The sequence below is a fragment of the Flavobacterium sp. UBA4854 genome, assembly GCF_002399805.1.
GTDB classification, from domain to species: domain Bacteria; phylum Bacteroidota; class Bacteroidia; order Flavobacteriales; family Flavobacteriaceae; genus Flavobacterium; species Flavobacterium ginsengisoli.
In genome coordinates this window covers 40,953-42,258 of record NZ_DHEI01000045.1, presented here as the reverse complement: position 1 = coordinate 42,258, position 1,306 = coordinate 40,953, and the positions used below count along the sequence as shown (strand labels likewise).

The window sequence follows — 1,306 nt, the reverse complement described above, 5'->3', positions numbered from 1 at the left end:
ATAGTTTCGAGCAAATTTGTTGCCGATGTACATGCTAAAAACAATGTAGAAATTCACGTTCGTATTCCAGGTTTATTAGACAAAGTTTACGTTAGCGAAGGACAAAAAGTAAAAAAAGGGCAAATCCTTTTTAAAATAAGCGATGTTGAACTTCAGATTCAACTTCTAAAAGCCGAAGCCGTTTACAAAAGCGCAAAAGCCGATTTAAGAATTGCAACTGTAGAACTGGAACAGGCGCAAACCCTTTTCAATAAAAAAGTAATTGCAGATAAAGAATTAGAATTATCTAAAGCAAAAAATGATGCCGCTTCTGCGAAATTGGCTCATGCTGCTGCAGAAAGAAAAGCAATCAACCAACAGATTAGCTTTACCACAATCCGCGCGCCATTTGACGGAACAGTTGACCGTATTCCGTTTAAGGAAGGAAGTTTAGTAGAAAACGGTTCATTACTGACTACTGTTTCTCAATTAGACGATGTGTACGCCTATTTCTCAATTCCTGAGAACACCTATTTCCAAATGATGGAAGACAAAGCTTTAAACACGCAAGGCGATATTAGATTGGTGTTGCCAAACGGACAAGTTTACGATCAAAAAGGAGAATTAAGAACTGCTGATGGAGATATCGACAGACAAACAGGTTCTATTCAATACAAAGCAAAATTTCACAATCCGCAAGGGTTTATCAAGCACGGAACTTCTGGCAAACTGATTATTTCAGAGCCAAAAACCAATGCAATTTTAATTCCGCAGAAAGCTGTTTTTTCTATTCAAGACAAACAATACGTTTTCCGTGTGAACAAAGATGGAGTAGTTAAAATGACGAATGTTACCATTGAAACGACTCTAGATGATGTGTATATCTTAAATGATGGTCTAAAAAGCGATGACCTGATTGTACAAGAAGGTACACAATCATTAAGAGACGGCGATAAAATCAACATGAAACAAATGTAGATTATCGATCTGTAAAACAGTTATTTAATTATTTATCTAAAACATTTAAAATGATAGAGTTATTTATCAGGAGGAAAATATTGTCATTAATCATCTCGGTTATGATAGTCCTTCTGGGATTGCTGGCGTTGTTTCAGCTTCCTATTACCCAATTTCCAGACATTGTACCACCGTCTGTAACCGTTACAGCAAAATATACAGGAGCAAACGCGGAGGTTTCGGCCAATGCCGTCGCCCTTCCGTTAGAAAGAGCCATCAATGGTGTGCCTGGAATGACCTATATGTCAACCGTAACTTCCAACGATGGTTTGACTTTAATTCAGGTTTTCTTTGAAGTAGGAACCGATCC

Annotated in this window: 1 protein-coding gene and 1 pseudogene; both read left to right on the top strand. The window is 37.5% G+C overall.

The annotated features are described in order from the left end of the window. Positions 1-957, top strand: a 957-nt coding sequence (locus tag B3J44_RS06395) for an efflux RND transporter periplasmic adaptor subunit (protein WP_286966926.1), incomplete at its 5' end; no start/stop codon positions are given. A 50-nt stretch (positions 958-1,007) separates the two neighbouring features. Then, positions 1,008-1,306 (top strand): annotated as a pseudogene (locus B3J44_RS06390) (efflux RND transporter permease subunit); the annotation flags it as partial.